The sequence below is a fragment of the Bradyrhizobium manausense genome (genome assembly GCF_018129685.1).
GTDB lineage: Bacteria > Pseudomonadota > Alphaproteobacteria > Rhizobiales > Xanthobacteraceae > Bradyrhizobium > Bradyrhizobium manausense_D.
The window spans coordinates 17,197-23,721 of sequence record NZ_JAFCLG010000012.1; the positions used below are offsets into that span (position 1 = coordinate 17,197).

At 63.6% G+C, this 6,525-nt stretch carries 4 protein-coding genes; all 4 read right to left on the reverse strand.

Annotated elements, in window-relative coordinates:
* Positions 1–11: 11 nt before the first annotated feature.
* Positions 12–1,994 carry a preprotein translocase subunit SecA gene (locus JQ621_RS24420; RefSeq protein ID WP_212237459.1) on the reverse strand — a complete coding sequence of 661 codons (1,983 nt, stop codon included), beginning with the start codon at positions 1,992–1,994 and terminating at the stop codon, positions 12–14.
* Entirely contained in the window at positions 1,987–4,140 is a 2,154-nt protein-coding gene (locus tag JQ621_RS24425; RefSeq protein WP_212237461.1) for a site-2 protease family protein, read from the reverse strand. The genes JQ621_RS24420 and JQ621_RS24425 overlap by 8 nt, the downstream gene beginning before the upstream one ends.
* Before the next feature lie 16 nt (positions 4,141–4,156).
* Complete coding sequence (locus JQ621_RS24430; protein ID WP_212237463.1) at positions 4,157–5,701, reverse strand: efflux RND transporter periplasmic adaptor subunit; 1,545 nt, start codon at positions 5,699–5,701, stop codon at positions 4,157–4,159.
* A gap of 355 nt (positions 5,702–6,056) precedes the next feature.
* Positions 6,057–6,374, reverse strand: a complete 318-nt coding sequence (locus JQ621_RS24435; protein ID WP_212237465.1) for a DUF3467 domain-containing protein — start codon at positions 6,372–6,374, stop codon at positions 6,057–6,059.
* Between the last annotated feature and the right edge of the window lie 151 nt (positions 6,375–6,525).

Here is a 6,525-nt window from a genome sequence, read left to right on the forward strand (position 1 = left end):
AATTGCCTGCATCAGTCAAGCCCTCCGGCAAACGCAAGGACCTTGGCCAGCTGGCGGTCACGGCGCAAAAGTTGAAGTCGATCGCGCCGGCTGCGGCGTTCGGATAGAGCCTGCGCGCGGATGATTGCGCGACCCGTCAAGCGTGGCCATGTGAGCAGAATTCGCCTCCACGGTGGGCCTAGTATCTGCAAAATGGCATCTCGTTGCGAAATGAATTCCGCGACTCGCCCCGGATCGCCCTGGCGGGCGCATCGACCCATCAACTGCCGGTCCACGCGCCGGGATTCGTTTCGTTCACACATCAACACCACAAGGCCACCGAGTTCTGCCACGCCCGCGCCCAGGCGAATATCGGTGCCTCGGCCGGCCATGTTCGTCACGACCGTCACGGTCCCGCGCGCGCCGGCGCCCGCAATGATATCGGCCTCGGCCTCATCCTGGGCGGCGCTGAGCACGCGATGGATGACTCCGCAAGCTGTGAGGGCCTCACTCGCCCGTTTCGCTTCGGTCACCGTGCGCACGGCGACGAGCACCGGCTGCCCGCGCGCCTGAAGCTGGCGCGCCATCTGTGCGGCACTGCTCCACAATTGCGCCCTGTCGGAGAACAGATTTGCAGGAGCCGAGTCCCGTCGCAGTGGAAGGCGGCGTGCGATGCGAGCCATGCGGAGTCCATAGACGGTGTGCAGCTCCACCGCCACCTCACGCACTGTTCCGCTCAGGCCGCAGATCGTTGCATAGTTGCGGAAGAAGCGCTGGAAACTGATGCTGGCCAGCGATTTGCGCTCGCCGCTGATGGTGCATCCTTCCTTGACCTCGACCATGAGGCTGAGGCTGTGGTTGAGGTATCTGTCCGGCATCGTCCGCCCGTTCTGCTGGTCGATCAGGACGATCTTGCCGTCGCGCACCAGATAATGGTGATCGCGCCGGAGTGTATGGACTGCGGCCGTTGCGGCGCGCAGGAGCTCGTTGCGGATCAGGCGAACGCGCCAGGGGCCGGTCAAATCGGCGACCTGTTGCTCGAGCCGGTGTTCGCCGCGCAGCGTCAGTGTCGGCATCAAGCCGTGCGGGTCCGCGGTGAAATCGATGCCGCGCTCGAGACCGGCCGCCATCTCCAGCGCCTGCCGCGCGGTCGCCTCGGAAATATCCCCCTTCGTGTTGGTCGAGATCAGTAACGGCGTCGTGGCCTCGTCGATCAGGACGCTGTCGATCTCGTCGATGATGGCGACGTCCAATGCGCGTTGCAGGGGTTGCGCATCGTCCCGCGCTGACGCCCCCAACAGCCGTCCGAGCTTGGTGGCAAGAGTGGATCTGCCGGTGATGAAGGTGTCGGCGAGCCCGTCCCGCAGATAATCGAAGCAGACTTCCTTGCTCGAGATGTAGGTGATGTCCGCGGCGTAAGCCGCGCGTCGCGGCGCCACCGGGACGTCGCCGGTTACGACCCCGACGGTCAACCCGAGTGCCTCCAGCGCGGGACGAACCTGCTCCGCATCGCGGCCTGCGAGGTAGTCGTTCGACGTCACGACATGGACGCCGCGGCCCGCGAGGCCAAACACGGCCGCAGCGAGGAAGGCGGCGATAGTCTTGCCTTCGCCGGTGTCCATCTCCGCGACGCAGCCCCCGGTCAACGCGCCGGCGCATGCCATCTGCTGGGGATAGGGTTCAAGGCCGAGCGTGCGGCGGGCGTATTCGCCCGCGACGGCAAGGGCCTCGATGACGTTGGCGTTGCTCGTGCCGCTGGAGCGCAGCGCGAGCGCGGCCGTGGTGCGACGCTCGGCCAAAGCGTCCGTCGAAAGATCAGCAAGCGTCCGTGCGCGCACTGCCGCCGCCTCGCCGACGATTCTCACCTTGCGTGAGCGCAGGCCGGTGGCCGCGACCGACAGTCGGGCGGCCAGCCAGGTCAAGGCGGAATCGACTTCCGGCTCCTCCGCAGTCCGTCGGCGGTGCTCGAACGTGCGCGGAAGAGTGAGGCTTGTCGTGGTCAGCGCGTCAGACATGAAACCGCCCGAGGAAGAGTTGCCGACCGGCACGATAGATTCGCTCGAGCACCGGGCTCGCGCCGTGGTCGAACCGCACCCATACCCGCTGGCCCCAGCGGTTGATCGTCACTGGCGCTGGCGTGGCGATATCGATCTGGAAGAACGATTCCAGGCTGGTCTCCTTTTCCTTTGCATTCGGATCGGGCGCGAACGGCCCGCCGTTTGCGCTGGAAAGCGCCGGGCTCGGCAACAGCTTGGTCGATTGCGGGAATTGACGCTCGATCCGCGCAGCTTCGACCGGCGTCCACACGGCTTCGTCGAAGCGGACCGACACCGACATGGTTCGATCACGAACATATTCGATCTCGCTTTCGGGAATGGTGGTTCGTATCGGCGGCGAGCGAGCGGTCACGACGTAGCCGACCACCTGTCCGCGCTTGATGAAATTGCCGGCGAGGTCCGCCAAATGCGGAACGATGAATTGACCCGTCGCGGGGCTGCGAAGCAGGAGATTGTCGTACTGGCGGTCGATCTCACGAAGTTCGTCTTCCGCCAATTGCCTTTGGCGCTCGAGCAGTTCGGCCTCGTACGGCGTCCGCGCCTGCGCGGAAACGAGCCGCGCGTCGATCTCCGCAAATCGCGCTTGTGCCTTCTTCCGCTTGCTCGCGATCAGCGGATCCTCGAGGCGGAGCAGGTGATCTCCCGCTGCGACGTCTGTGCCGGGACTGACCAGAACCTCGACCAGGATACCGGACGCATTGGCGACCACGCGTGTCTCCTCCGGAATCCAGACCACGCCCCGGACCACGGTGCCATTGGGCAGCGGTACGATTGCGACGAGCGCTGCGACCGCCCCCAGAAACAGGACCGTGATGCCGACGGCGCGCAGCCTGGTGCGTTCCAGCGACGGCGAAACCAGCACGAATTTGACGCTCTTCACGATCGGCCACACGAACGACATCAGCGCCATCCAGATCGCCAGCACGATGCCGATCACGAAATACTGTGAGGAGACGAACAGAACCACGCCTGTGATCGTGACCATCCGGTAGATGAATGAGGCGGGCGCATAGGTCAGGAACCAGAACCGCTCTGCCGGCGTGGTGCGCATGATCGTCGCGTCCCGCGCACCGAACACATATCGCTGCAAGAGATAATTGTAATATCGCTGCGAGCGGCTGCCGAGATTTGGCAGTTCGAGAAGGTCGCAGAAAATGTAGTATGCATCGAAGCGCAGCAGCGGATTGCCATTGAAGATCAGTGTTGAAACGCTGGCGATCAGCACGGTGTCGTAGGCGATGGACCTCAACAATCCCGGTTCCGCATTGAGCCAGACCAGCATTGCGAGCGCCGCGATCAGGAGCTCGACGGCCATGCCGGCAGCGGCGATCAGGGCGCGCTTCCATTTTTCCGGAACGATCGCGGATGCCGACGCATCGACATAGGGTGCAGGCAGGAGCGTCAGCATCATGACGCCCATTTCATGAACCTCGGCGCCGGCCAGTTTTGCCGCATAGGCGTGCCCCAGCTCATGCAGGATCTTGAGCAGAGGATAGATCAGGACCAGCGTGATAATGCTCTGCGCCGCGAGAACCCGGTCTGTGATGTCGTCAGTCAGCTCCTGCCAGTGAAACACCATCTGCACGCCGAGCCAGACGATGGCGGCGAGCCAGAGCGCCGCGCCGAGGACGTTGCAGAACGGCCGGACCAGATGCGCCGTTGCGTCGAGAAACCGGTCGGGGTCGAACAGAGGAATCCGGATCAGCATCGGATTCTTGAGATTGGCCAGCGGCAGGTGTTGGCGTTCCTTGCGTCCGCGCTCGGCCAGGTCGCCTTCGTGGACCGGCGCGTCGGATTGCAGGAGATTAGCGGCGTAGAGTTCCGACGCGGTATGCAGGATCTGGTCCTGGGACGGCGCGTCCTCGCCGAACTGCGCGACGGTCTCGCGCCAGATCTGCTCGAACGTCCGCGTCCCGTCCATGCGCGCGAGCACGCTGTAGGCGGCTGGCGAGAGGCGGTGCACCTTTGCGGAGAAGCGATCCCTGACGACTTGCCATACGGTCCCGCGTATGACGTGACGCTCGATGGTGCAGTCGTCGCGCAATCGCGGCTTCAGCTTTTCTGCCAGGTGCCAGTGCGGCGAATGTATCGACTTTACGCTCATCCGCCCCTCGAGCCTGTCACGGAATCAAAGCCCAGATCTTGACCCGCAGCCAGTCGACCAGCGGATGAAACCAGATCCAGGCGACGTTGCGCCGTCCGGCGTCGATCTTGACCACGCCTTCCATTCCCGGCCGAACGCTTGGATCCCTCGAATCGACGGTGCCGATCGCCTCAAAACCATTTACGCCTTCGCTGGCCTGCGCGACCCGCGTGACCGAGCCGATCACCATCGGGAACGTCCGGTCGGGCAGTGCGGACAGGAGCAGCTCACCGCTCTGACCGGGATCGACCAGCCTGATTTCTGCTTCGGGCACAACGGCAGTGACGCGATAGCGGTCGAGCGGAGCGATCTCGAAAACCACATCACCGCGCGATACCGGCTTGCCCACCGATTGGCTGAGGTCACCGCTCACGACCACAGCGGCAAAGGGAGCTTTCAGCTGGGCGCGGGCGATCATCTGATCGGACAGATCGATCTCGGCATCGGCCTGCTCGATCTGCGCTCGCGCGATGTTGGTCTCAGCAAGGTCGCGCTTGGCCAGCGCCTTGTCGAGCTCGAGCTGATACTGTCGCTTCTTCGAGATCTGCCTCAGGCGTTCCAGGACGAGGTCGTTGTCCTGCAGTTCGGCGAGCACGAAGCCTTCCGGGACCACGTCACCCGCGCGGGCGAATTGAGCGCGAATATAACCGTCGAACGGCGCCGACACGAGCCGGCGGATCTCGCCCTGAACCTGTGCCTTTGCGCGAACGCGATAGTCGCTGGTGCCGAACGCCAGATAGCCCGCCGCCGCGATCGTCACGACGGTCGCCAGCTTGAGCATCAGGTGACGGGGGCCCAACAGCTTGCCGAGCACCGCCCCGGCTCTCTCCGCCGCCAGCGCCGGCAGCGAGCGATCAAGCCGCCATTTTTCGTTGAGCAGGGAGCCGACCGCCGTCCCGACCGTGTCCGCCAGATCGATCTCGTTCTGCGTGAAAGCGCGAGCGCTCCGGCGCAGCGTGATCGCGCCGACGGCCTCGGCGTCGGCGACCAGAGGCACGGTCAGGACATGCGCTCCTGCGAACTGCTTGGACAAATTTTGGTGGGCCCGCGTCAATAGCAGCGAGGATGTGGCTGGCGGCGGCGCCAGCACGACACTTGCTTGATCGATGGCCTCGTCCTGCGCGGCTTCCAGGGTGCGGGCGAGGGTGCTGCGGCGATCGATCGACGCTGTCTGCGAGAGGGCGATCAGCCGCGATCGCTTTGCCTGGTAGCGTCCGACAGCCGTGCTGTCACATTCCAGCCGTCGCGCCATCAGATTGCTCAGCAATCGCGCCGCATCTACCCCGCTCTGAGCCGCCGCCAGCGCGTCGACGACGCCGATCAGGAACTGGGCGATGTCGGCGGAAGCGGAGCCTCGCTTTGACGCGGTGCGCGAGACAAAGGCCTCCACGCCCGCGGCGCTCCATTGCAGGTGTCGTATCAGCTGACGTATGCCCGCCGGATCGAGCGGGCGCGCCTCGACCAGGATCGCACCGTGCAGCAGCTCTCCGAAAACGAGGGGATAAGCGATGCGCGCCGGCAATTCGCCTCCGCCTTCGATCGCCGGACGCCGCCTGCGGCTCGCGAGATCAAGCACGGTCGCTACGTCAGCGGGAAATGAATCCGCCTCCGCCGTCTCGGGAAACCGGGCGACGAGCTCGTAGGGGCCCTGTTCTGGCGCGCCGACAAGCAGAGCCGATCGCAGAATGCTTTCATGCGAACGGCTCAGCAATCCGATCCAGGCTCGGCCAAAATCCTCGATACGCTCCGCCTGAGCCAGTGAGCGCCAGACGTCGGTATCGATCCAAGTGTCCGGACCTTGGTCGCGGAGCGTTTCGCCAAATGATTGAGTCTCACTCAGAAACATAACTCCTGCGAGAAAAGACTTTTGGTGGAACTTAAGTTCCCAAATCCAGAACTCCGTATTTTGCTTCGTACTCGGCCAGTCGTTCTCTCAACAAGATGCTCAATCTCTTGGCTGCGTAAGGTGTCAGCACCATCCGGTTCGAGAGCTTGACTTCGAAGCCTTTGCCTTCGGCAAGGCTCCAGGTGCTGTTCATGCCGAACAGCAGGGAGAACTCTTCTCGCGCGCTCAAGACGTTTATAACGTTGGAGAATTCGGTGCGCATATTGGTCTGGTCCCAGTGCACCGGTTGAGCGCTTGATGCGGCCGGGTTGGGCGGCTCGGTCTGCTCTCCAGATTTTTTTCCGCTCATAATGTCCTCTCAATCAAACTGTTCGGCTGAGATGAATTCCGGGCAATCAGACGATCATGCAACCTGGCAATCAAACGTAACAAGAAATCCCGTGGTCCGCTAGGCGCAAGTACTGATCGGCTTCGCGCCTACGACGTTTGTCAGGCCTCCA

What these genes read in the sequence shown, in the direction of transcription:
- JQ621_RS24420 (WP_212237459.1), bottom strand. Translation starts at nt 1,994, where the DNA reads ATGTCTGACGCGCTGACCACGACAAGCCTCACTCTTCCGCGCACGTTC.
- JQ621_RS24425 (WP_212237461.1), bottom strand. Translation starts at nt 4,140, where the DNA reads ATGAGCGTAAAGTCGATACATTCGCCGCACTGGCACCTGGCAGAAAAG.
- JQ621_RS24435 (WP_212237465.1), bottom strand. Translation starts at nt 6,374, where the DNA reads ATGAGCGGAAAAAAATCTGGAGAGCAGACCGAGCCGCCCAACCCGGCC.